The following is a 24,851-nucleotide window of genomic DNA, read 5'->3' on the forward strand; positions in this document are numbered from 1 at the left end:
TTGTTATGTTATTTATAATGCACAACAGCACAACAACACGCATTCCTAACTGAACTTGAGAGCAAACTCTGGACGTCTGCCGACAAACTTCGCAATCAGCTGGACGCCGCTAACTATAAACACATTGTTCTTGGGTTAATCTTCCTCAAATATATCTCTGATGCCTTTGACGCACAGCGAGAAAAGCTGACAACACGCTTTGCTGATCCCGATGATGAATTTTTTCTCGATCCGGACGATTTCGCCGATCAAGCCGCATTCCAAACCGTATTTGCGCAAGAGTTGGAGCTGCGGGATTACTATGTAAGCGAGAATGTTTTTTGGGTGTCGGAAAAAGCCCGCTGGGGCAATTTGAAACAGGTGATCACGCTGCCGAGCGGCTCAACCTTGCCGTGGGGTGATAAACTCACTTCCGTGAGCGGGTTGATCGACAATGCGTTTTATGCGATTGAACGTGAACCGGGCAATGAAAAACTGAAAGGCGTGATCCAACGTATCAGTGGCTATCAATTGAAAGATGAGGTACTGATCGGGCTGTTTAACCTGTTTTCCGACACCGCATTTCACCGCCCGACATTAGACGGCAAACCGTTAGATCTGGCGGCAAAAGATATTTTGGGGCATGTTTACGAATATTTCCTCGGTCAATTCGCCCTTGCCGAGGGTAAAAAGGGCGGGCAATATTTCACTCCGAAAGCGATTGTTAGCCTGATTGTTGAACTGCTTCAACCTTACCAAGGACGGATTTATGATCCCGCAATGGGCGCAGGCGGCTTCTTTGTACAAAGTGAATGCTTTATCGAACAGCACGCCGCCCAGCAACACTATGATCCGCAGCAACAAAAAAGCAAAATTTCCATTTATGGGCAGGAATCTAACCCGACCACCTGGAAACTGGCAGCGATGAATATGGTGATTCGTGGCTTGCAATTCAATTTCGGCAAGCATAACGCCGACAGCTTCAGCGACAACCAACACCCCGACTTGCGTGCCGATTTTATTATGGCAAATCCCCCGTTTAATATTAAGGACTGGTGGAGTGAAAGCCTGGCGCACGATCCGCGCTGGCAATATGGCACACCGCCGAAAGGCAATGCCAATTTTGCGTGGCTGCAACACATGATCCATCACCTCGCACCACAGGGCAGAATGGCGTTGCTGCTTACCAACGGTTCGATGAGCAGCAGCAGTAAAGAGGGCGAAATCCGCCAAGTGATTCTGAACGCCGATTTAGTCGAAGCGATGATCGCCCTGCCCGGACAACTGTTCACCAACACCCAAATTCCAGCCTGTATTTGGATTTTAAATAAAGCCAAAGCCCGCCGTGGCGAAGTGCTGTTTATTGATGCGCGCAACATCGGCTATATGAAAGATCGCACCCAGCGTAATTTCAGCACAGAGGATATTCAGCACATTGTCAGCACCTATCAGGTGTGGCAACAAATGCTAGATTATCAAAATGTTGCCGGTTTTTGCTATTCCGCCGATTTAGCCGAAATTGCCAAAAACGGCTATGTATTAACACCGGGCAGATATGTCGGCGCAGAAGCACAACAAGACGACGGCATTCCCTTTGCTGAAAAAATGCAAACCCTCACCGCACTTTTACATCAACAGTTTGCTGAAAGTGCGGTATTAGAAGCGAAGATTAAAGCGAATTTGGAGGGATTGGGGTATGATGAGTGAATGGAAAGAATTTGAATTAAAAGAGCTTGTTACATTCTCTCAAGGGATACAAGTGCCAGTAGATAGACAGCATTTAAGTAATTCACCAAGTCGTGGACGATTTATTAGAATTGTAGATTATACAAAGTCAAATGAACCACCACGCTATATTGAAAATGTGAGTGAGCGATATGGTGTTAATGTTGATGATGTCGTTATGATTCGTTATGGCTCTCGAACAGCAGGTAAAGTTGTTCGAGGAATTAAAGGTTATCTTGCAAATAATCTTTTCAAAATTACTATATTAGATGAAAACATTTTGAGTAAAGACTATTTATTCTATTTTTTATCTAAAGAAAAAATATATTCATATTTAATGAAAACGCAGTCATCTTCCGCAATGCCTGCGATTACTTTTCGAGATTTAAATCAAATAAAAATACAAGTTCCTTCATTAGAGAAGCAAAAGAAAATTATTTATGATTTTGAGCAAGCTACAAAAAAAATTGAGACTTATACAAAAAAAATCGAACTCAACACTCAAATCAACCAAACCCTAGAACAAATCGCACAAGCGATGTTTAAAAGTTGGTTTATTGATTTTGATCCCGTACGTGCCAAAATTGCGGCATTGGCACAGGGCGATGATCCCGACATCGCCGCCATGACCGCACTTTCGGGCAAATCCAAAGCGGAATTACAAACCCTAAAAACTACAAACCTCGAACGCTACCAACAGCTACAACAACTCGCCGCCGCACTCCCAAGTGAATTGGTGGAAATTGATGGGGTTGAAGTGCCGAGGGGGTGGAGAGTAGGGACGTTAAGTGATATTTGTTCAATGCAAAATGGTTATGCTTTTAAAAGTTCTGAATGGAAAGAGAGAGGTTTACCTGTTATTAAAATTGGCTCAGTTAAACCAATGATTATAGAGGTTTATGGTAATGGCTTTGTTGCTGAAGATTATCAACATTCAAAATCTGATTTTGTTGTTAGGACTGGTGATATTCTGATTGGATTAACAGGCAATTATGTTGGAGAGGTTGGTCGAATGCCTAATAATCAAATAGCAATGCTAAATCAAAGGGTTGCTAAATTTATCCCTTATAAAATTAATCAAGATCTGGATTATTACTGTTTGATCTATTGTTTATCTCGTAGAATTGAATTTAAAAAGAATGTGGAAATTTATGCGAAAGGATCTGCGCAAGTTAACATCAGTACAAGAGATATTCTCAACTACCAAATTGTCATTCCTCAACAAAAAATTAATATTTGTTTTGAAAAAATGATAAAACCTATGTTAGATGAAATCTTAATAAATAGTAGTAATGTCGAGATGTTATCAAATACAAGAGACCTATTAATTAATAAAATTCTGGCTGGCTAGTTATGGACGTTTCTGATGAATTTTTAAAAGATATATTCCATGGCGGACTTTCTGCAATCATAGAAAATGATATGATGAAAATAAATGAAAGCACATATAGAATTGGTGATATTTTACTTTCAATTGATGAAGATGCTTATAATGAATTTTATTTGGATTGGAAAAGTAGAACAATCCAAGAGGTATTGCAATCACTTAATGAAGATGATCGCAAAAGATTAAATGTATTAAAAGATATCTTTAAGAAGGGGATAACACCTTTTATTGGTGCAGGACTTTCAAAATCATCAGGATTTAAATTATGGAGTGAATTGTTAGATAAATTTAAAGAGAAAAGTGGCGTAAATAAACAGGAGTTTGATAAATTTTTATCAGCGGGTAATTATGAAGAAGCCATGCAGTTAATTTATGATGATATGGGTGAACGACAATTTAATGAATTTTTGAGAAATACCTATTCCCCATCTAATGTTGAATATATAAAGGGAGTTATTACTATGCTTCCTAGATATTTCCCTAGTAATAACGTAGTAACAACAAACTTTGATCCACTAATAAAAAAGGTGTTTGAAAAATATTGTTCATTTGATGAAGAATATTCATGCTCTCATTCAAAGGCGATTATGCGAGATTTTAGTAGTGAGAAAAAATTATTAATTAAATTGCATGGCAAGGCAGATGATATAGATAATCGAGTATTAACTAAGTCTGAATATGATCGTCATTATTCCAGTGAGCAAGATGTTCATAATGTTATAAAAGAGTTGTCAAGAACACCACTTTTATTTATGGGGTGTAGCCTAGGTAAAGATAGAACTATTAAGACATTACAACAAATTGATAACCAAAATATTAACCATTATGCCTTTTTAAGTTCGGAGGGAATGAGTGATGAAGATATTAAGAGAAAAAGAAAAGAACTAGCTGGCTCAAATATATATCCAATCTTTTATAAGGGCAATCATGATATTTGTATTTGGAGTTTATTGGAATATATTTCCGAGAATAATGAGTGAACTTATAGAAGGGCTTACTAGCTTTACATCATCACTATTTGGTTTGCAGATATGCTGATTAGCTTACACAAAAACAAAAGGAACAAACCCATGCAGCTAAATGAAAACGCCTTAGAGCAGCATTGTATTGAATGGTTTCTACAAACAGGCTGGCAATATGCTTGCGGCTATGAGGTTGCGCCGGACGGGGTGAATCCGTGGCGTAGCCATTTTCATGAGGCGGTGTTGCGACCGCACTTGAGCGAAGCCGTGCGGCGATTGAACCCTGAATTGCCGCCAAGTGCGGTTGAAGATGTGGTGGCGACCGTTTGTCGGGCGGAAAACGGCGATTTGGCGCAGCGTAACCACAGGTTTTACCACTATTTGCGTGAGGGCGTGCCGGTGGCGTTTCGGCTAGGTGAACAACAAAAAAACACTCACGCACAGTTATTGGATTTTCAGCACTGGCGCAATAACCGTTTTGTGGTGATTAATCAATTTGTGGTGAGCGGCACCAAAGGCAACCGCCGCCCTGACGTGGTCTGTTTTATTAATGGCTTGCCGATTGCGGTGATTGAGCTGAAAAACCCCATAGATGAACAAGCCGGCATCGAAAATGCCTTTTCTCAGTTGCAAACCTACAAAGACGAAATTAGCGATCTGTTTGTGTTTAATCAGGCGTCGGTGATCAGTGATGGCTTAGAGGCTCGTATTGGTTCGCTCACTGCCAACTTTGAGCGGTTTATGGTGTGGCGCACGCTGAAAAATGAGCGTGATCGCCCTGTGGTCGATTGGCAGTTGGAAACGATGGTAAAAGGCTTTTTTAATCCGGAATTGTTGTTGGATTATCTGCACTATTTTATTGTCTTTGAGCAATTCAACGGCAAAATCATCAAGAAAATTGCGGCGTATCATCAATTTCACGGCGTGCGTGAGGCGGTGCAATCCAGTGTGTTGGCAGCGCAGCAGGGCGGCAACAAGAAAGCGGGCGTGGTGTGGCACACACAGGGATCGGGCAAGTCGATGTCGATGTTGTGCTATGCGGCGAAACTCAGCGCACAGGCGGCAATGCAAAATCCGACCATTTTGGTGGTAACGGATCGCTCCGATTTAGACGGGCAACTATTCAAAACTTTTTGCGATGGCAAAGCCTTGTTACGCCAAACGCCGGAACAAGCAAACGACCGTGAGCAATTGCGGGAAATGTTGGCAAGCCGTGCCGGTGGCGGCGTGATTTTCACCACCATTCAAAAATTTGGCTTGCAAGAGGGCGAAACGGCGCACCCATTATTGAATGAGCGCCATAATTTGGTGGTGGTGAGCGATGAAGCACACCGCACGCAATATGGCATGCAAGCAAAATTTGACGTGAAAAATAACCGCTATCAATACGGCTATGCCAAACATCTGCGTGATGCGTTGCCAAATGCGGCGTTTATCGGTTTCACCGGCACGCCGGTGAGCCTTGAGGATAAAGATACACGGGCGGTGTTCGGCGAATATGTGTCGATTTATGATATTCAGGCGGCGGTGGAAGATAAAGCCACAGTGCCGATCTATTATGAATCCCGTTCGGTGCGTTTGGATTTAAGCGATGATATTCGCCAATTAGCCGAAGAAGCTGATGAAATTTTAGAAGATGACGACAAATCGGCACAATATACCCGTTTAGAAAAATTGGTGGGCACGGACACCCGCTTGCGCCAGCTGGCGGAAGATTTAATCGCCCATTTTGAACAACGGATTGAACTCAGTGACGGCAAAGCAATGGTGGTGGCGATGAGCCGCGATATTTGCGTGCGTTTATACCAGCATTTGACCGCACTTCGCCCCGAATGGCATAGTGATGATCCTGAGCAGGGCTGCCTGAAAATCATTATGACCGGCTCTGCCGCCGATCCGCAGCATTTTCAACCGCACTTGTATTCCAAAGAGATGAAAAAACGGTTAGAAAAACGCTTTAAAGATGAAAATGATCCGCTGAAAATCGTGATTGTGCGTGATATGTGGCTGACAGGGTTCGATGCACCTTGCTGCCATACGATGTATGTCGATAAGCCAATGAAAGGGCATAATCTGATGCAGGCAATCGCCCGTGTGAATCGGGTGTTTCAAGGTAAAAACGGCGGCTTGGTGGTGGATTATATCGGCATCGGCGAAGATTTACGCAAAGCGGTGCGTGATTATACTGATTCAAACGGCAGCGGCAACCCGGTGCATGACAGCGAGGAAGCCTTTAAGATGCTATGTGAGAGTATGGATATTATTCGCAGTATGTTTGCCACGCCGGTTGAGGGGCAGCCATTTGATTACCGCACATTTGCCACCGAGTCGATGCGGCTGTTACCGAATGCGGTGAATCACTTGGTCAGTTTAGGCAAGAAACGCAAAGATCGCTTTCTTGATGAAGTGCTGAAAGCCTCAAAAGCCTATGCACTGTGCGCCACATTAGACAAAAGTGCGGTTTATCGACAAGAGTTGGCGTTTTTTGTGGCGGTGAAATCGGTGATGATGAAACACACCGATGTGAGCGGCAAGGCGCAAGCACAAGATAAGCAAGCGGCATTGCGCGGGATTCTCAATAATGCGGTCAGTTCCGATGGGGTGGAAGATATTTTTGCCTCCGTGGGGCTGGAAAAGCCGAATTTGAGTTTGTTGTCTGAAGAATTTTTGGAAGACATTCAGCGAATGCCACAAAAAAATCTGGCGGCAGAACTGCTGCAGAAGCTGCTGAAAGATGAAATTAAAAGCAAAATGCAGCGTAACATTACTGCGCAAAAGGATTTTCAAACCCGTTTGCAGGAAACCTTGGTGAAATACCACAACCGCACCGTCAGCACCGCGCAGGTGATCGAGGAGTTGATCGAGCTGGCAAAATCATTCCAACAGGCGGCAGCTCGTGGTGAGGAGTTGGGCTTGAATGCGGACGAACTGGCGTTTTATGATGCACTTGCCGACAATGAAAGTGCGGTGCGGGAATTAAGCGAACCGATTTTATTGCAATTGGCAAAAGAATTAACCGATCAATTGCGCCGCTCAGTGAGCATTGATTGGCAACACCGGTCCGATGTGCGGGCAAAAATCCGCCTGAAGATTAGGCGTTTGTTACAACGTTACAAATATCCGCCTGATTTATCAGAACAGGCGATTAATTTAGTGATGACCCAAGCGGAAACTTTGGCGGAAAGTTGGGGGGATTAGGGGAAGTTTGCTTCCCCTCATTCTGCTACTTTTTCTTCCAACGCAACTGATACAAATCACTGCGGCGATCTTTGAGGTTGCGCACGCTGCCGAATTCGTGCAGTTCACGCAGTTCGTCGATGCTGACATCGGCGATCAGTACCATTTCGGTGTTGGGAGTGGCTTCGCTTTTCACGCCGTTTGTCGGGAAAGCGAAATCGCACGGGGTGAAAATCATCGATTGGGCATATTGAATATCCATGTTGTGCACGTTCGGCAGGTTGCCGACCGAACCGGCAATCGCCACAAAACATTCATTTTCAATCGCACGCGCTTGCGCGCAGTGGCGCACGCGTGAGAAGCCGTTTTGGGTGTCAGTCAGGAAAGGAACGAATAAAATGTCCATGCCCTGATCGGCAAGCAAGCGGCTAAGTTCAGGAAATTCCACGTCGTAGCAGATTAAAATCCCGATTTTGCCGCAGTCGGTATCAAAGGTTTTCAGCTGTGAGCCGCCGATCATGCCCCAGAGTTTGGCTTCGTCGGGGGTAACGTGCAGTTTTTCAAAGCGTTCGGTGCTGCCGTCGCGGCGACAGAGATAGCCGACGTTATACAGGTGATCGTCTTTGATTTCAGGCATACTGCCGGTGATGATGTTGATGTTATAGCTGATCGCCAATTCCTCAAATTTACTGACGATGGCATCGGTGTACTGCGCCAATTTGCGGATTGCGTCCGGTTCGGCATAGCTGTTGTATTTTGCCATCAGCGGGGCATTGAAAAATTCGGGGAACAGCACAAAATCGCAGTGATAACCCGAAACGGCGTCAATAAAATATTCTGCTTGCTGCATCAGTTCATCAACATTGCGATAGGGGCGCATTTGCCATTGAATTAACCCCAAGCGCACATCTTTTTTATTTTGGGTTGCCAAATCGCTCGGCGGCTCGTAGTAGATATTATCCCAGCGCATCAGCACCGCATATTCGTTTGAGGCGACATCGCCCTCCAGATAGCCTTTCAGCACTTTGCGCGGGTGGAAATCGTTCGCCATTTGAAAGTTCAGCACCGGATCGTTAATCTCTTTGCGCCGTACTTTTTCAATATAGGCTTTTGGCGTGAGTTGATCGGCGTATTTGTGATAATTGGGAATCCGCCCGCCGAAGGAAATGCCTTTCAGATTCAGTTTTTCGCACAGATCTTTGCGGTAATCATACAGCCGTCGCCCTAGCCGCAAACCGCGAAATTCAGGTTTGATAAACACGTCAATGCCGTACAAAATATCGCCTTTGTCGGTGTGCGAATCAAAGGTATCATTGGCGGTAATTTTTTGGTAAGTGTGGTTGTCGCCGTATTTGTTGTAATCCACAATAATCGACAGCGCACAGCCCGCGAGGCAATCATTGATTTTAATCACCACCTGGCCTTCGGGGAATTTGTTAATCAGCCGTGTGATTTCCTCTTCGCTCCAATAAGCATTCGGCAACAGCGAATAGGCGCTGATCATCGCGTCTTTGAGTTCCTGATAATCGTTCAGGGTGAGGTAAGTCAGTTCGATGTTCCCAATATCTTTGGTTTCCATTCGGCACCTTCCAGTCATTGATTAAATTAACTGCTTGATTTCAGGATAAAACGATCGAATGGAAAAATCAAATTTTGTCAATACTTGGTTTTTTATAAGCAATGCCGTGCATTAATAATTGTATTGCATTCTCGTGCAATTCGGATTCTTTTCCGTGGTAAATTTGGAAGAGTATTGGATCTTTAATCAGCTCATCTATTTTTCGAATAAAAATATCAATTAAGCCAATTGGAAAATCATTTTGGATAATTTGTTTTTGCTGCAATTGACTGAAAAAACCATGCATAAATTGGTATTTTTCCTGCTCCATAGCCTCAAAAAACTGCTTTAGTTCAAGATCGGGATAGCGGCTGAAATCAGCCAGCATAGGTTGTGAATATAGCCCTTGCAGCGTCTGTTTATGCATTTCAAAAATTTGGTTGATAATTTGCTCTAAGCTATTTTCCTCTGCTAAAAAACGTTCAAATTCAGCGCGAGTTTCATTTTTTTGTGCTTCCAGCAATTGCATTAGCAGTATTTTCTTATTTTTGAAATGCTTGTAAAACGTTACTCGACTGACGTTAGCTTGACGACAGATTTCATTCACTGAAATGTGTTTCCAACCATACTGTGAAAACAATGAAAGTGCGGTTTGTTGTATCACATCTGCTTTTTTCATGTTTTATCCCTTCTTTTTATCGGTGTTAAGCATACCGAAACCGCAGATTTTATTCAATCTCAATCAATTAAGACTTATTATCATTTGCATTTTGATGCGTGGTATTTTATATTAACAAAAATTACATAAAAAAGTTGATTTTGTAAACCTTAGACCAAATTTATCTATCCAATAATCGCAGTTCAAGCTGGAGGCAAAATATGTTATTTCGTTTAACCCCATGTGCAGTATTCGTCAGTAGCTGTCTTATCAGCAGTACGATAAGTGCGGTAGAAAAACCCGCTGAAAAAATGGTTGAGCAATTAGAGGAAATTATTGTTTCAGGTGAAAAAACCGAACGTTCCGAATTTGCAACCAGTTCCAGTCTTGAGGTTACCACCGCAAGTGATTTGCAACGAGCGGCTAGTAGTACGTCAACGACCAGGATATTGAAGCAAACTGTGAATATTTTAGATACCGGACTCGGCAATGATTTGCCGACCGTACGCGGGGTTGACGGCTCCGGGCCGGCAACCGGCGCGATTGCTTTTTTGGCCGGTACGCGTCCGAGACTGAATATGTCAATCGACGGAAGAACATCAACTTACGGCGAGTTGGCTCATAGTGTTAAATCGCAGTGGGATATGAAGCAGGTGGAAGTTTATCGCGGCGCACAGAGCTATGCACAAGGGCGCAATGCAATTGCCGGTGCGGTGGTGATGACCTCAAATGATCCGAGCCATGAATGGGAAGGGGCTGCTAAATTAAATATTGGCAATCAAAATACGCGCCAGCTTGCTGCAATGCTTTCAGGACCGTTAGTCAACGATGAGTTAGCGTTTCGGTTGAGTGTTGATCAGCAACAGCGGAAAAGTTTTGTTAAATTAATTTCTTACGAACCTGTCGGCGATCCGCGTTGGTATAAAACGACCACGACTCGCGCTAAATTATTATGGACACCGTCAGCATTCCCTGAGGTTTATAGCCGTTTGACCTTGCACCATATTGATTCCAGAATCCCACAAAATGAGGCTGGAAACCAGCCGATCGCCAATGTGCGTTTTTCCGCGGAGCGTCCGGTGATTAAAACCGGCTCCACCAGTAATATTTGGGATATTGGTTGGCAAATTTCCGATGTATGGAAATTTGAAAATAAACTGATTTATTCGAACTATCATAGCCGCCGTTTGACAGTGCCAGCGCCGGCTGGGGCACCCGCGACAGTAGACGGACGGGAGTGGCAGGTTGAGCCGGTCGCAAAGTTTAAAACTGAAGATGGTAAATATTCGGGCTTATTTGGTTTGTTCTATTTTCAAGCCAAGCAAGATGAAACCGTCGATATCCGCACTTTCCACAATATTTTTAAAGATAAAACCAAGACCAAAGCAGTCTTCGGTGAAATAACCTTTGCACCAAATACGCACGTTGATATTACCGTATCCGCACGTTATGAACAGGAACGTCATCAGCGGCAGGGCGGCAGTGCCTTATTCGCAATCGATCTTGATAAAAAACTGAATATTTTACTACCCAAAATCGATTTGGGTTGGAATATTGCGGAAAAGCAACGCTTAGGCTTTAAAGTCGGGCGCGGCTACAATCCGGGTGGCGCCGGTGTCACCTTTGCGCAGCCGTTTACCGGGTATGAATATCAGCCGGAATATGTTTGGAATTATGAGCTTTATCATCGTTGGGCATCACCAAATAACAGCTTAAAGCTGAGCAGTAATCTTTTTTATAACGATTATAAGGATATGCAATTACCGTATTATTTATCTGCCGACTCCGTAGTGATCCGCAATGCAGATAATGTTGCGACATACGGGATAGAAACCAATGTCGATTGGCAAGCTACCGAAAATTTAAATCTTTATGCTGCGGTTGGCTTGCTTAAAACCAAAATTAAGAAATATCCGGACAGTGGCATTGAAGGCAATAAACTTAGCCGCTCGCCAAGTTACACTGTAACGCTAGGTGGGCGTTATCAATTCCTGAATCATTGGGAGCTTGGTGGCGATGTTTATTTTGTCGATCACTATTATTCTGCTGCCAGTAACAGTGAAGTTGGCAAAATTAAAGGTTATTCGCAGGCTAATGCTTACCTTGCCTATAACTTTAAACAAGGAAGGGTAATGTTGTATGCGGATAATATCTTCAATGCGCGTAATGATATTTTCATGCCGACAAATGATCGCGGGGAAGCGTTTAAATTACAGCCACGAGTGATCGGATTATCCACCGAAGTGAGATTCTAGCCATGAGTTTGAATCATGCTGAAATTTGCCAACCGGTAGCTAAACAATTGAAATTGTCGTTCGGGCAAGACAACCTTGATGAACCTATTATTACGTTTTTGGGATGTCAGTTCCGGCAGCATTCGCTTAGGCGGCGTGGATATTCGGCAGATGAATCCGCAAGATCTGATGACCCGATGTTCGGTGGTGTTTCAGGACAATTTCCTGTTTTCCTGTTCTATCGCAGAGAATATTGCTTACGGACTGGATAATGCTGATCCGGAAGATATTATCCAAGCGGCTAAAAAAGCGCATATTCATGATTTTATTATGACGCTGCCGCAGCAATATCAAACTCATGTCGGTGAGCGAGGGCAATTATTGTCCGGCGGACAAAAACAGCGATTAACCATTGCCAGAGCCTTTTTGCAAAACCACCCAATCTTGATTCTTGACGAACCGACGGCATTCTCCGATGCCCGCAATGAAGCGAATTTGGTGCAGGTGTTTAATGAATTAATGCAGAATAAAACCGTGATTATGATCGCTCACCGTTTATCCAGTATAAAGCCCGCCGATCAAATTCTCTATTTGCAACAAGGTGAAATTATCGCGAAAGGCGATCATCAGACACTATTAAGCACTTCTGAGCCATACCGCACTTTGTGGCATGATTATCAACAGGCAAAAGCGTGGACACTGCCTGCAACAGCAAAAACGGATCTTCTATGAATCTGCAAACCTATTTTAATCAAACGACTCAACATACCAAGGGGCTATATATGACTTACAGCCACTTGTTGCAGATGGCGGGGTGTCAAAAGCAGCGGCTGTTATTCAGTTTAGGGTTGGCGTTGTGTTCGGCAGCGGTATTCGGTATTAGTCTTGCGTTGCTATACCCGCTGTTTTTAGCAATGGAAAGTCATCATTCCGCAGCAACTCTACGTTATACCTTGCTCGTGTTGCTATTGCTGGCAATCAGTGTCGCGTTGAGAATTGTATCGGATCAATATGATACGAAAGGGTATGCCAATTTGGCGGTGAACCAGCTACGGACGGCATTGGGCACTAAATTACGCCGCGTTCCTTTGGCTGTTTTGAGTGGATTTCGTTCCGGTGAATTGAATTCGGTATTGATTCAAAGCGTCAATGAGGCGGCTGCATACGCGTTTACCTTGATGACCACGATTATTTATGCAATTACCATCCCGTTCGCAACCGCACTTGCACTTTTGTTGTTTGATTGGCGGTTTGGAGTGGTCATTTTGATTATTTTCCCGCTGACGATCCCATTGTATTTGTGGCGGAGCAAAGCCTTTAGACGTGGTTTCAGCATATTGGCTGAAGCAAATGAGAGACTAAAAGGTGAGGCGGTTGAATTTATTCAAGGGCTAGAGGTTCTGAAATCAACAGCACGGTTAGATGACAAAATGAGTCGTTTTGATCAGGTTGCACAAGATGTTGCCGTGATTCAACGTATCGGGACTAAAAAAGGTGAAATTCCGAATCTGATTATTACCTCGACCGTACAAATCAGCTTATTAATTATTTTGATTTTTGGCTTGTGGGTCACTGACGGCAGCGCCAGCTGGGCATTATTGGCTGCAGTGATGGTTATGATTGCCAGAGCGGCTGATGTATTGAATTTTTTTGTACAGATGTCATCGCTACTCGAAATTTTTGTGAGTTGTTGTTTTATCGCGAGCAAGCCGTAGAAATTCGCAACGACAATTTGAGCCTTCCGTTATTATTCAAACGGTTATTGACGTTTTGGCAGCGTTCAGACATCGGTTATCACTGGTTTTTCCTACTGTTTCTATCCTGTATTCCGTGTGCATTGGTTGCCACCACATTTATTCCAAGATTGAGTGATATGGGCTGGCAACCACAGAATATTGGTTTGCTGTTGGCAATCGTAGTGCCTCTGGTCTGTATTGTGGTTGTGCCGCTGTCCGGCTACTTGATGCAAAAATATTCACGTTTTCAGGTTATAAATAGTATTTTATTGATTCAGGTTATATTCATTTTTGCCTTTGTTTATAGCGATGAATGGAGTATTTTTAGCTCAAGATGGATTGCTTTGCCGATTATTTTACTCAGCCTTGCTTATAGTTTTTTGTTGCCGATTGTATTGACATTGCTAATGGATAAAGCCGAACCGCACTTTACCACGCTGGATACTTCGTTGCAGTATAGCGTCATTTTGCTCGGCGTTTATCTCGCCGGATTTTTCGCTTTGCGGATAGCAAATAGTTGGGGCTACAGTGTCGTTTATTTATCGGCAACCGGATTTGCGCTGCTAACATGGTTGTTGGTTTGGATTAAAAAACAAGATTATCACTAATCTTTCAGGATAAACTCCACCGCCGCTTGCGTATGAATTTCAGTGCTGTCGAACACCGGCAGGGGGGAATTATCCGCGTTAATCAACAAACAAATTTCAGTACAGCCGAGAATTACGCCTTGCGCCCCTTGTGATTTTAGCTGTTCGATCACATTAAGATAATAATCACGCGAGCTTGTGTTGACTTGGCTTAGGCACAGTTCATCAAAAATAATGCGGTGAATTTCGTCCTGTTGTACTGAAGTTGGCGTCAGCAATTCAATCCCAAAACGTTGCATCCGTTCGCTATAAAAGCCGTCGCTCATGGTAAAGCGCGTGCCGAGTAGGGCGATTTTATTTAAGCCTGCTTGCTGAATGGCGTGTGCGGTGCAATCAATGATGTGTAATAACGGAATGTGGCAGGCAGATTCAAGTTGATCAGCAATTTTGTGCATGGTGTTGGTGGCTAAAATCAAAGCGTCTGCGCCCATTTTTTCCAACATAACCGCACTTTGCGCTAAGTGTTCCCCGGCTTGTTGCCATGCGTTGTTTTTTTGCATCTGAACAATGGTTTCAAAATTAACACTATACAGCAGTAAATCAGCACTGTGATTGCCGCCCAAACGCTGATTGATGCCGCGATTAATTTGCGTGTAATAAAGTGCGGTACTTTCCGGGCTCATGCCGCCGATAATGCCGATTTTTTTCATCTTTATTCCTTATACGACAAATTCTCGCCCTTTTGCCAAAAATTCAGCAATATAGACAAACTGTCCTCTGACGATAAATTTCACGCTGTGTCCATTTTTACCGTATAAACATGAAATTTGCCGTCATTATAGGCGGTGGATATATAGGCTAATTTTTCGGTGAGTTCTTTAATTTCTGAATGGAATTTTTTTGAAACACTTAAACTTTGGCTGTCATACAAAATATATTGCGCTTTTTCTAGCAGTTGCATTTCTGCCTTATCAGTCCAAACAATTTTGCGATCCAGCTTCATTTTAAATTCAATAGCTGAGCCAAATTCTCTAAAACATCTTCGTTCGATTTTACTTTGATTTTGCCACTGTCAACGTCGAGAAAAAAGCGTTCTTCCTCTGACAATTCAACTCGCTGTGGCAAATACGGATCTGTCATTTTGGATTTTGGTGTTTGAATGTGCATAATTTATCCTCAATAACGTTAAACTTAACGAAATTTATCACGAGAGGCGGTGAATAGGCAAGATAATCTACGACTATTCCCCAAGCGTTTCCACATAAGCGGCGATGTTTTGCATATCTTGTTCGCTGAGGCGGGATTTGACGGTGTTGCCTGCGCCTTCGATTTCGCCGTTTTTACGTTTTTCCAAGGCAACGACAATGTCGGCTTGCGGCATACCGGCGATTACGGCGGAGGTGTCGAAAGCCTGTTTTTCAGCATGGCGACCGTGGCACATGGCGCAGGTTTGCTGGTAAATGCGTTTGCCTTTTGCGATATCGACGTCAGCAACCGCACTTTGAGCAGTTAATGTGGCAAGAATACAAGCCGCTGAAAGGGTGAAAAAACGAAATCCCACGTTAAATTCCTTAATTGTTGATAAAATATTAAAAAGATTAGAGGAATAACGCTAACACATTTTCGTGATCAAATCCCTCCATTTTTTGCTGTAAAATCCCGTCTTGTGAGATTAAAAATGACGTCGGGGTGCCGATAACTTGATAACGTTCGGCGGTGATACCCAGCTGATCTTTCACCACCGGCAGCGTGATGCCGCGTTGTTGGGCGACTGCGGCAGTGTCGGCGTCTTTACCGTCGATGTTGATTGCCAGAAAATCCAATTTATTCGGGTGAAGCTGGCGTAGGCGTTGTAATTCGAGCATTTCGGCAATGCAGCCGCCGCAGGTTTCCGACCAAAAGGTGATAAACAGCGGCTTTTGTTTAATCACATTTGCCAGTTTTACGCTTTCGCCGTCTAGCGCGAATGTCGCGATTTCCGGCGCTTTTTGCCCGACAGTAGCTTGTTGTTCGTTGCAGGCGCTGAGTGTGAAGCTGAACAGCGCAATACAAAGCAGTTGACGAATGGTGATCATGCGTGGGTTTCCTCGCGTAAGAATTTGCCGTGTTGTAAGAAAATGGTGCGGTGTGCCAGTTTGCCTAAATCAGGGTTGTGGGTCACCATCACAATGGTGCGCCCTTGGCGGTTTAATTCGGTCAATAAGGCTAAGATCAGTTGTTCGTTTTTTTCGTCCAGATTACCGGTCGGCTCATCGGCAAAAATCACCGGTGGGCGATTGACCAACGCACGAGCGATACAAACCCGTTGCTGTTCGCCGCCGGATAGCTGGCTTGGCAGGTGGTTAATCCGATGTTCCAGCCCGACTTGCGCTAACACGGCTTTGGCGGAAGCCTCATCGGTGATGCTATGGTAGTGCTGTGCCAGCATCACGTTTTCAAGTGCGGTCAAATAGGGGATTAAGTGGAATTGTTGGAACACCAAGCCGATTTTCTCGGCGCGAAAACGCTGGCGTCCGTCTTCGTCGAGCTGTGCGGCGTCAATGCCGTCGAGAATGACATTGCCTTCGGTGGCGGTGTCTAAACAGGTCAAAATATTCATCAGTGTGGTTTTGCCCGAACCGGACGCGCCCATAATTGCGACAAATTCGCCGGCGGCAATTTGAATATTAATATCGTCAAGTGCGGTGACTTGCCCGAAACGTTTAACCAAACGGCGGGTTTCAATCACATATTGTATTTCTGTGTTATGTTTTTCTGTCATGGATTATCCTTATTCGCCTTTTAATACGTTGGCGGTTTCAATCTGCAACGCGCGGCGGGTCGGCACGATCACCGCAATCAGCGCCACAATCAATGAGAGCAGCACCGTGATCGGAATCACCGGCAGGCGCAAATCAATGCTGGATTTAAATACCGTCATGCCGAGCACTTGTGCCAAGATATAGCCCAAAATCAGCCCGGCAAAAATCGCACCGACGGCAATCAGCAAGGTTTCGGCGGTGATCTGTTTGATGATGTCGTGTCGCTTTGCGCCTAAGGCTTTTTGCAACGCAAATTCTTTTGAACGTTCGGCAATAATCGCAATCAGGGTGGTGTTGACACAAAGGGTTGCCAGAATCAGAATCACCAGTGAAATCAGCCCCATTAAGCCTTTAATTTTATCTAAAATCTGCCCTTCGGAAGCAGACACTTTGCGGATCGGGCGAATTTCTAAATCGGGATAGCGCAAACGCAGCTGTTCGGCAAACGATTCCACTTGCCCCTGTTCATTTTGCACGCTAAGTAGCGCATGACTAATCAAGTGCGGTTTTTCCAGCCACTGTTGTGCGAATTCTAAGTTTACAATTAACATATTATCGGTCGCGTCGCCCGCTTCGACGATCGCTTTAATTTTAAAACTGCGCTTCTGTTGCTGTTCGTTGCTGAGCGTAATGCTGTCGCCGATCTGCAAATGCAGGCGTTCGGCTAAGGTTTTGCCGATCATCACATTGCGCTGGTCAAAGTTGACCCCGATCGCTTGCCCGTTAATTTGCCAGTAGGGCGCCAAGATCGGCATGGCGTCATACCACACGCCCATAATCGCGATTTTTTCCAATTCGCTGCGGGTGACGCCGTACAGATATGCTCCGCCGGCATTAAGCAGCCCTGCGGGCGCTTGCTCAAGAATCTGTTCCAGCTCGGCTTGCGGCATGGTGTTTTGGTGTTTGGAACCGATATAAAAATTAGCGCCGAAGGTGCGCAATTCTTGGCTCATTTTGGTGTTAATATCAAAATAAACCGCAGACATTGCAGTGACAATTGCCGCACCGACAGTCAGTGCAGCAAAAATAATCGCCACCCGTTGCAAACGCAGCCGCAGGGCGCGAAACACTAAATGCCAAAACATTTGATATTTACCGCCCATATAACACCTCAATCGGATACAGTTTGGCAATGCGGTGTGCCGGGAACCAGGTGCCGATTAATGAGATCAATACCGACAACAGCAACACGCAAGGGATCACAATCCAAGCGAAGGACAGTGGCTGCCCGAACAGTGCATTGCCGATAAATTGTGCCAAGCCCCAACCGGCAAGGCAGCCGAATACACCGCCGATCACGCCGCTCAATGTCGCTTCGGCATAAAACAACAGGTTGATCTGCCAAGTATAAGCGCCTAAGGCTTTCATCAGCCCGATCTCTTTGCTGCGTTCCATGATATTGCTGGTCATCAGCGAGGCAATCCCCATTGCAGAAGCGAGCAGTGCCGCCAAGGTGACCACCGCCAGCAATAACTGAATTTTTTCAATCACCACGCCTTCCGACGCCGCCACTTGCCAAATCGGGCGCACCACCGCGCCGGAAACCGCTTCTTCCAATTGGTGGGCAATCGATGAAACATAGGCGGTGCAATACCAGCGATCATATTCCTCCGCATCGAGCGCCTCTAAATTTTCACGCGCTTTGCGCGATAACTCGTTTTCCGGCACGGTGATAGCGGACACCCGCACTGATTGCAGTTTGCCTTCTAAATTGAGGCTGTGCTGTAGCGCCGAAAGCGGCACAATCAGTTGATTTTCCTCGTTGCCACCGCTGGAGAGAATGCCGCTGACGGTGACATTTAAAAGTGCGGTTTGCTGCTCGTCATACGGCAGCAATTGCAGACGATCGCCAATTTGAATGTGAGCTGAAGCCGCCAGTTGCCGCCCGATCAGCGCTTGATAGTCGACCGCACTTGGGTTGTTTTCCTGCTTGAGCTGACTGTCATCCGCCCATTCGCCTTCCACTTGCCAATAGGGGCTAATGGTTTTTTGTCCGGTGCGGTAATCCGGATCGTCCGGAATGCCGACCGGGTAATCAAAAAATGTGCCCAATACGCTGATGTCTTGCTGTACCGAATTGCCGTTGTGTGCGATCAATTGCAAATTAGCGTTCAGCAGCGGAGCAAAGCCGACTATATTATTGCCCCAGAAAATATCTTTAATATTCGGCAGTTCTTTTTGATCGAGAAAATCTTGCCCTTGCAGCGGCGAGTTCTGGTTTTCGTTCAGCATTGGTAGTGCCGCTTGCGCCGCCGGTTCGACCAAAATATTCGCGCCATAGGATTTCAATTCTTTCGCCATTTTATCGCCAATATCAATCGACACCGCAAGCAGAGCGGAAATCAGCCCTGCGGCGAGAAAAATGGTAAAAATCGCTAAGAATTTGCGGCGTAAGCCGTTTTTCCAAGATTGCAATAACATTCTAAATAACATTATTTGCCTCCTTGGTTTGCCGGCGGGATAAACCGTGCGGGATCGTCGCGGAATTGATTTAAATTGTTTTCAGAAGCGAAAAAGTAAGTTTTTCCGGCGTAGCTGTATTTAAATTTGGCGTCGGTATTCAACAATTGGCTGCCGTCCACCGGATCGGTCACTTTCAATTCGACGATCGTAGAGAAATAGTTCAGCCCTTCTTCCAGGCTTTGTTTGCTGATGATGACTTGCGTATCGGTTTGTTGCCAATCGTTCATCGGCACTGGGTTGCAGCCGCCCGGTTTGCCGATCGACGGAATAAACATATGCACGCCGCATGCCACGCAGATCACCTGATTGCCCTGCATCACATAGCCTTGATCACCGCATAGCAAACAGGCGTCAAACACCACGCCGAGACTGAGCCGATCGGCCAAGCGATTAATAATAAAAAATCTGACCGCTTTTCCTTCGTCGGAAATCCAGACGAAACGGTGCAATTTGCCGTCGCTGACTTGCTTAATGTCGATATGAATCAGATTGTCCTGTGACAACGTCACCGGTTGCGCTTCGGAAAGACGTGGTGGCTGTGAGGCGATTTTATCCCAATACAATTGAGCGGCGGCGACAATCGTGAATAAAACAAAGCCGATACAGGCGATTCGGCGCGCGGCACGATAAAGTGCGGTTTTCTGCCGCAGGCTGATTAAATCAGATTGCGCAGTGGCGGCACGCTTGCGCGGACGCAACACCTGTTGCCAAAACAGCAGGCTGATCATCGCAATCAGCACGGCTAAAGTATAGTTATTCCACACGCTCAGATTAATACTTTTGGCGACAAAACTCAGCAGTCGTTTGTCTAAATCCAACAGTTGTAATTTGATCAGCGAGAGTAAAATTTGTCCGCTTAACGGCAGCAGCAACCAAATGACCAGTAACAACAGTGCCACAATACGCAGGTAGGCGATCGATTGTTGGCGCTGTAACACCCAAAGCCAGTTGGTGGCGAATAAGCAGAGCAGCAGCGCGGCGGCAATGGCGAACAGGTTTAAGATGAAATCGGTATTCACCACTTCGGTTGAGGTGATAGCGCTTAAATTCGGATTCTGCGCCCACAAAATACCGGCAAAAAACAGTAGCAGGCATTGTGAAATCAGCAGTAAGTGGCGTCGGTTAAGCCAAGCGGCAAACAAACTGAACAGCAGCGTGGCGGTATAGCTTAACGAAATGAACAAGCGAGTGGTTTGATTCACCGCAAGCAGTTGCCAAACCAGAAATCCGAGGCAAAGTGCGGTCAGCGACAGCCAAAATAGCGGCTTACCGGCAATTTTGTGTTGCTTGCTCCACAGCAGCCCGCTGAGCAGTGCGAAGGGCAGCAGCAACTGTAAGATTGAGGTGAAAAAGTAATTCATTAAAAACCTAATAACGGCATAACCGCACTTTGATGATGTTGAAGCAAAATCATCAGAACGATAGAATGCGCCACCGCGCCCGAAATATACTCAAAGGGCGTGGTGGCGTTATTATCAATTCAAACCGGTATATTTGAACTCAAAAGTCGCATCAAACGGCTTCCACCAGCGACCTACACCGGTTTCATCGTCGGTGTGGCGGTGCAAGCCAGCTTTTGACGGCGGCTCGATATGGTAAGTCACTTTATAGTTGCCTACGCCGAGCATTTTCACATTTGCCCCATAGTGAGGGCCGTCACCGGCAACCATTGGCATGAACGTGCCTTGTTGTTTCTCGCCGGTATCGACATTTTCCAAAGTGTAGCTGATCGTCAAATACGGCATCCATTCTCCGGCGCCAAAGCCGTTTTTATTGCCTTCAATCGCATGAATATCCGCTTCCAAGTGAATATCGGATTTTGCTGCCGGCAAGCCCATGCCGCGCGGTTCCATGTCAATCGGTTGCAAATACACTGCGGCGATCTCCATTTCATTCATAGTGACCGGTTCACCTGCCGGATATTCTTTAAATGCGAAGGCGGAAGATGCAGAGAAAATACCAGCTAGTAATGTGGCGGCGATAACAGTTTTTTTGATGCTCATAAGTACCTCACTAAAAGTTAAAAGAATAGGACGTTAAAAGTCAGATTGTTTGTTGCGGATTTTCATATAAACCAGCGCAAAAATCGCGGCAACGATCACGACGGCTTGCGGAATCAGGGTTTCTCGATACGGATAAATTCCCAGCCAGCTAATTTCAGGGAAGCCGGAAAGCAGCGTCGGCTGCACCAGTTTGCCTTCGATCAATTCCAACACGCTCTTGCCGGCAAACACAAATGCCATTAAGTACATAAAACTGCCGGTCAAAATAAAGAACGGTTTCAGTGGCAGTTTGACCACGCTATAGCGCATAATAAAATAGACGATTAACAACAACACTACGCCAATGACAAAGCCGCCTAACAGATACAAATAGCCGTCGGCGGTTTGAATGTCGCCCACGAGGGCGTAGTAAAACAATACGGTTTCCGCGCCTTCGCGATAAACTGCTAAAAAACTGGTCAGCCATAAGCCGATTAACGAGCCGGTGCTTAAGGCGGTGGAAAGTTTGCCTTCCAAATAGCGTTTCCAGTGTTGCGCTTCGACTTTTGACAGCAGCCAATAGCTCATCATAAACAGCATCACCACCGCAAACATCATAGTGATGCCTTCCAATAATTCTCGGTTAGCCCCCGAATTTTCAAATAGTAATTGGAAGATAAATGCGGTGATCACACTGGCAATCAATGCAACAATCACCGATTGACGAATCACCGGTAATTTATCTTGATGATTATTTTTCACTAGATATGCCACAATTGCCGCGACAATTAACAAGGCTTCTAAGCCTTCACGCAAAATAATCAATAAGCTGTACAGGAACAGGCTCCAGGCACTTTGATTCTGTTCACTCAACAAGTTGACCGCACTTTGCAACTGCGTTGATAAACCTTGAGCCTGCTGCTGCAGTTGTTCTACAGGTTGTTGTGCTTTCATCTGCCCGACTAAGAGGGTGAAAAAGCCTTCTAAGGTGGTTTTTAATCCGCTGTCGCGCGAGCCGACGGTGGCTTCCATGCCGGAGCTTTCAAACACATCGAAATAGGTGTCTTGCACCGCCATCATTGCGTCATCACGCTTGCCTTGTTGATACAGTTGAATCGCTTGTTGAATCCGTTGGTTTACTTCGCTTGCCACAGCTTGCCAATCTTGGCTGCCGCTGGATTCGGTATTCGCTGCAAGTGCGGTTTGTGCTTGCTGCGCCTGTTTGGTGATCGGCAGTTGCGGCAGTTGATCTTCAATATCTTGCAACAATTGCGTGGTTTGATAACCGATTTCAGTTAAATTGTCCGGTGTTTGCGCCAGCTTGATCAAATTATAGAACTGTTGATTCAATGCGGAAGATTGGGTGGAAGAGCGGTGCTGGCGGATTGCCATTTCCATTTCGGAATTTTTGAAACCGTCATATTGTGCCTGTTGAATCGACTTTTTAGCGGCATCAAAATTGCCGTTTTGGTAATCGTTGATTGCCTGTGCCAACAGATCATCAATCACTTGAAAACTCTGTTGCCAATATGGCTCGATTTCACTGTTTTGATATGCACCGTGTTGCCCTTCGGCGACCAGTTGATGCCTTTCGTTGAGTTGCGTTTCCAATTGGTTCAATTCGTTTTTTAGCCATTGGATTTTTTCGCTGATCGCTTGTTCGCCTTGGTTTTCGGTGATCATCTTGCGGATTTCACCGAACGTCGCTTCCAATTGATAGCTTTTTTGTGCCGAGATATTGATGCGAATCGGACCTTCGAGATTTTCAAACACTTCAAAGTACGCCATCTGTACCGCACTTTTCGCTTGGTTGATCTCGCCTTGTTGATAAAACGACAGGGTATTATCCAGGCGTTGTTCGATATCTTGAATATAATCGGCGTAGCGATTCGTTGTTTCTGCCGAAACAAACGGGCTATTGCATAAAAATAGCGCAATTGGTAATAAATATTTAAATAATTTTAACATATCATTAACGCAAATAATAATGAGAGCCTTTATCAAATGTATTGTAAATTATGAGCTGTTAAGAATTTATTTCAAGCAAATTTTTTGTGTTCTTTGTTCCACCTCAAAAAATTAATCGATTTCTCTATGGAGCTATACAAAATGGCAAAATTGGAAAAGTAAGCTAGCTTCAACTTAGGGCGGTTTTATGTCGATCTGCGTCCAAACGTTATCAAAAAATATTTAATAATATCTAAAAATCTTGCGCAAAATCACAAAATGACTATTTAATTTGGATAATACTTGCACTTCATTCAAGTTTTGAGTATCTTACGCCAACAATAAAAAGTGCTATTTCAATAGCCATATATTTGCTTTCCGAGTAGTGCCCATTTTATGGGCACTTTTTTTTATAATCTGAAAAATCGAGACCTTGTTGTGAAAAATAAAACATTAGGCAGCACCTTATTAGTTGCCGGTACTACAATCGGCGCGGGAATGTTGGCAATGCCGATCACCTCCGCCAGCATGGGCTTTGGTTTCACCGTCGCGCTCTTATTCATACTCTGGTTGCTGCTTTCCTACAGCGCGCTGTTATTTATTGAAGTGTATCAAACCAGCCACATCGACGCCGGCTTGGCGAGTTTAGCGGAGCAGTATTTCGGTGCGTTTGGGCGGATTATGTCCACTTTTTCGTTATTGGTGTTTATGTATGCCATTTTGTCGGCGTATGTGACCGGCGGCGGCTCGTTGATCAGCGGGCTATTGACGGTGTTCGGCGATAATCCGTTCGGTTCGCAAATCAGCATTATTTTGTTCACCGTGGTGCTCAGCACATTTGTGGTGATCGGCACTTCGGGAGTGGACGCGGTCAATCGACTGTTTTTCTTAACCAAAATTGTGGTGTTTGCCTTGGTGTTGTTGCTGATGTTGCCGCGCGTAGCATTGAGCAATTTGATGGAAATACCGATCAGTAATGCGTTACTGCTGTCTGCCGCACCGGTATTTTTCACTTCATTTGGCTTCCATGTGGTGATCCCAAGTATCGTGAAATATTTACAAGGGCAGATCAAGCCGCTGCGTATTGCTATTCTTGCCGGCACCGGGATTCCGTTAATTGCGTACTTATTGTGGCAACTTTCAACTCACGGCGTTTTAAGCCAAAACCAATTTTTACAAATTTTGCAGCAAGACCCGACTTTAAACGGCTTAATTAACGCCACCCGCGAAATCACCGGCAGCTCACTGTTAAGCGAAGCGGTGCGCCTCTTTTCCTCTTTGGCGCTGATCACCTCATTCTTAGGCGTTTCCTTAAGTCTGTTTGACTGCCTGAAAGATCTGTTAACACGAGTCAAAGTGCGGTCAAATCGCGCTTCATTAGGCTTATTGACCTTCATCCCGCCATTGGTTTTTGCGCTATTTTACCCGCAAGGCTTTATTATGGCATTGGAATACGCCGGCATTATGTTCGCGTTCTACGGTTTGGTCCTGCCGGTCGGCTTAGCATGGAAAGCCCGCCTGCTCTATCCAAAACTGGAATATCGCGTCTGGGGCGGCAATCCGGCGCTGCTGCTAGCCTTGCTGTTAGGCATACTGATTATCTCAATTCCGTTTTTGGTGCGGTTAGGGTATTTACCGGCGGTGATTGGGTAATG

The 24,851-nt window shown here is 45.0% G+C and carries 21 protein-coding genes and 1 pseudogene; 9 read left to right on the forward strand and 13 right to left on the reverse strand.

The annotated features are described in order from the left end of the window. Positions 1-27: 27 nt before the first annotated feature. The 4 genes and pseudogenes from ACUHGC_RS08725 to ACUHGC_RS08740 all read left to right on the forward strand — a co-directional run. Positions 28-1,686, forward strand: a pseudogene (locus ACUHGC_RS08725) (class I SAM-dependent DNA methyltransferase); the annotation flags it as partial. Then, the gene (locus ACUHGC_RS08730) at positions 1,676-3,055 is read left to right on the forward strand and encodes a restriction endonuclease subunit S (protein WP_446832951.1); all 1,380 of its coding nucleotides are present in this window, start codon (positions 1,676-1,678) and stop codon (positions 3,053-3,055) included. The pseudogene ACUHGC_RS08725 and the gene ACUHGC_RS08730, both read left to right, overlap by 11 nt. Before the next feature lie 2 nt (positions 3,056-3,057). Continuing rightward, positions 3,058-4,071 carry an SIR2 family protein gene (locus tag ACUHGC_RS08735; protein ID WP_446832952.1) on the forward strand — a complete coding sequence of 338 codons (1,014 nt, stop codon included), beginning with the start codon at positions 3,058-3,060 and terminating at the stop codon, positions 4,069-4,071. A gap of 90 nt (positions 4,072-4,161) precedes the next feature. Continuing rightward, positions 4,162-7,251, forward strand: a complete 3,090-nt coding sequence (locus tag ACUHGC_RS08740) for a type I restriction endonuclease subunit R (RefSeq protein ID WP_446832953.1) — start codon at positions 4,162-4,164, stop codon at positions 7,249-7,251. A gap of 25 nt (positions 7,252-7,276) precedes the next feature. On the opposite strand, the gene ACUHGC_RS08745 is transcribed toward ACUHGC_RS08740, so the two are convergent. Beyond that, positions 7,277-8,809: a carbon-nitrogen hydrolase family protein gene (locus ACUHGC_RS08745; protein WP_446832954.1), complete on the reverse strand. Its 1,533-nt coding sequence runs from the start codon at positions 8,807-8,809 to the stop codon at positions 7,277-7,279. A gap of 67 nt (positions 8,810-8,876) precedes the next feature. After that, the gene (locus ACUHGC_RS08750) at positions 8,877-9,467 is read right to left on the reverse strand and encodes a TetR/AcrR family transcriptional regulator (protein WP_446832955.1); all 591 of its coding nucleotides are present in this window, start codon (positions 9,465-9,467) and stop codon (positions 8,877-8,879) included. Positions 9,468-9,667: 200 nt separating this feature from the next. On the opposite strand from ACUHGC_RS08750, the gene ACUHGC_RS08755 reads away from it, so the two are divergent. From ACUHGC_RS08755 to ACUHGC_RS08770, 4 genes are all read left to right on the forward strand, one after another. Further along, a complete protein-coding gene (locus tag ACUHGC_RS08755; RefSeq protein ID WP_446832956.1) occupies positions 9,668-11,701 on the forward strand; it encodes a TonB-dependent receptor in 2,034 nt (677 codons plus the stop codon). Positions 11,702-11,779: 78 nt separating this feature from the next. Further along, complete coding sequence (locus tag ACUHGC_RS08760; RefSeq protein WP_446832957.1) at positions 11,780-12,412, forward strand: ABC transporter ATP-binding protein; 633 nt, start codon at positions 11,780-11,782, stop codon at positions 12,410-12,412. After that, positions 12,409-13,395 carry an ABC transporter transmembrane domain-containing protein gene (locus ACUHGC_RS08765; protein ID WP_446832958.1) on the forward strand — a complete coding sequence of 329 codons (987 nt, stop codon included), beginning with the start codon at positions 12,409-12,411 and terminating at the stop codon, positions 13,393-13,395. Before ACUHGC_RS08760 ends, ACUHGC_RS08765 begins: the two co-directional genes overlap by 4 nt. Continuing rightward, positions 13,368-14,024, forward strand: coding sequence for an MFS transporter (locus ACUHGC_RS08770; RefSeq protein ID WP_446832959.1), 657 nt, complete (start codon positions 13,368-13,370; stop codon positions 14,022-14,024). Before ACUHGC_RS08765 ends, ACUHGC_RS08770 begins: the two co-directional genes overlap by 28 nt. Here the strand turns inward: ACUHGC_RS08770 and ACUHGC_RS08775 are convergent. The 11 genes from ACUHGC_RS08775 to ACUHGC_RS08825 all read right to left on the reverse strand — a co-directional run bounded on the left by ACUHGC_RS08775 (position 14,021) and on the right by ACUHGC_RS08825 (position 23,217). Beyond that, positions 14,021-14,713: an aspartate/glutamate racemase family protein gene (locus ACUHGC_RS08775; RefSeq protein ID WP_446832960.1), complete on the reverse strand. Its 693-nt coding sequence runs from the start codon at positions 14,711-14,713 to the stop codon at positions 14,021-14,023. The two genes, ACUHGC_RS08770 and ACUHGC_RS08775, sit on opposite strands and share 4 nt — an antisense overlap. Before the next feature lie 80 nt (positions 14,714-14,793). Then, positions 14,794-15,006 carry a type II toxin-antitoxin system RelE/ParE family toxin gene (locus ACUHGC_RS08780; RefSeq protein WP_446832961.1) on the reverse strand — a complete coding sequence of 71 codons (213 nt, stop codon included), beginning with the start codon at positions 15,004-15,006 and terminating at the stop codon, positions 14,794-14,796. Next, complete coding sequence (locus ACUHGC_RS08785; protein WP_446832962.1) at positions 15,003-15,170, reverse strand: hypothetical protein; 168 nt, start codon at positions 15,168-15,170, stop codon at positions 15,003-15,005. The genes ACUHGC_RS08780 and ACUHGC_RS08785 overlap by 4 nt, the downstream gene beginning before the upstream one ends. Positions 15,171-15,243: 73 nt before the next feature. Further along, a complete protein-coding gene (locus ACUHGC_RS08790) occupies positions 15,244-15,564 on the reverse strand; it encodes a c-type cytochrome (RefSeq protein WP_446832963.1) in 321 nt (106 codons plus the stop codon). Positions 15,565-15,601: 37 nt separating this feature from the next. Continuing rightward, on the reverse strand, positions 15,602-16,078 hold the full coding sequence (locus ACUHGC_RS08795) for a TlpA family protein disulfide reductase (RefSeq protein WP_446832964.1): 477 nt from the start codon (positions 16,076-16,078) through the stop codon (positions 15,602-15,604). Beyond that, on the reverse strand, positions 16,075-16,764 hold the full coding sequence (locus tag ACUHGC_RS08800; protein WP_446832965.1) for an ABC transporter ATP-binding protein: 690 nt from the start codon (positions 16,762-16,764) through the stop codon (positions 16,075-16,077). The genes ACUHGC_RS08795 and ACUHGC_RS08800 overlap by 4 nt, the downstream gene beginning before the upstream one ends. Positions 16,765-16,773: 9 nt before the next feature. Further along, complete coding sequence (locus tag ACUHGC_RS08805) at positions 16,774-17,889, reverse strand: ABC transporter permease (RefSeq protein ID WP_446832966.1); 1,116 nt, start codon at positions 17,887-17,889, stop codon at positions 16,774-16,776. Between the two features lie 7 nt (positions 17,890-17,896). Continuing rightward, positions 17,897-19,237 (reverse strand): ABC transporter permease, encoded by a 1,341-nt coding sequence (locus ACUHGC_RS08810; protein ID WP_446832967.1) that lies wholly within the window; start codon positions 19,235-19,237, stop codon positions 17,897-17,899. After that, positions 19,237-20,628, reverse strand: coding sequence for a Fe-S-containing protein (locus ACUHGC_RS08815; RefSeq protein ID WP_446832968.1), 1,392 nt, complete (start codon positions 20,626-20,628; stop codon positions 19,237-19,239). Before ACUHGC_RS08815 ends, ACUHGC_RS08810 begins: the two co-directional genes overlap by 1 nt. 114 nt (positions 20,629-20,742) lie before the next feature. After that, positions 20,743-21,270: an iron transporter gene (locus ACUHGC_RS08820; RefSeq protein WP_446832969.1), complete on the reverse strand. Its 528-nt coding sequence runs from the start codon at positions 21,268-21,270 to the stop codon at positions 20,743-20,745. Positions 21,271-21,303: 33 nt separating this feature from the next. After that, complete coding sequence (locus ACUHGC_RS08825; RefSeq protein WP_446832970.1) at positions 21,304-23,217, reverse strand: FTR1 family iron permease; 1,914 nt, start codon at positions 23,215-23,217, stop codon at positions 21,304-21,306. A 417-nt stretch (positions 23,218-23,634) separates the two neighbouring features. On the opposite strand from ACUHGC_RS08825, the gene ACUHGC_RS08830 reads away from it, so the two are divergent. Continuing rightward, a complete protein-coding gene (locus tag ACUHGC_RS08830; protein WP_446832971.1) occupies positions 23,635-24,849 on the forward strand; it encodes an aromatic amino acid transporter in 1,215 nt (404 codons plus the stop codon). The last annotated feature ends 2 nt before the right edge of the window (positions 24,850-24,851 follow it).

This window comes from Testudinibacter sp. P27/CKL/0425, assembly GCF_052931395.1.